At 49.7% G+C, this 555-nt stretch carries 1 protein-coding gene; it reads left to right on the top strand.

The features are described from left to right. On the top strand, positions 1 to 555 hold a 555-nt coding region (locus R7Z77_RS27660), incomplete at both ends, for an amidohydrolase family protein (RefSeq protein ID WP_318137348.1).

Here is a 555-nt window from a genome sequence, read left to right as displayed (position 1 = left end):
CAAGATAAAGACTACGCTGGCTACCCAACCTTTGAAGATCAACAAGCTTACGATTACGTAGAAACGGCCTTTAAAAATGAATGGCAAGTGCTGACGCATGCCAATGGTGACGCTGCGATAGAGCAATTTATCAACGCAGTGACCAAAGCAAATGAAAAGCTAGGAAAACAAGACCGCCGACCTGTACTCATTCACGGCCAAACCATGCGCCAAGACCAAGTGGATCGCTTAGCTGCGCAAGGCATCTTCCCTTCTCTATTCCCAATGCATACTTTTTATTGGGGTGACTGGCATGTAGACTCGGTACTCGGCCATCCTCGTGCCGATTTCATTTCACCAACTCAAGCGGGGAGAAAGGCAGGGTTAAAGTTCAGTACTCACCATGACGCACCTGTGGCGCTGCCAAGTTCATTCCGAGTATTGGATGCGACCGTCAATCGCACCACCAGAACCGATAAAGTACTGGGTGCAGATCAGCGCGTTGACACGTACACCGCGCTGCAAGCCATGACCATTTGGCCGGCTTACCAACACTTTGAGGAGTCGTATAAAGGT

It is taken from the genome of Vibrio sp. 1401 (genome assembly GCF_033340295.1).
This window is presented reverse-complemented; position numbering and strand designations above follow the sequence as displayed.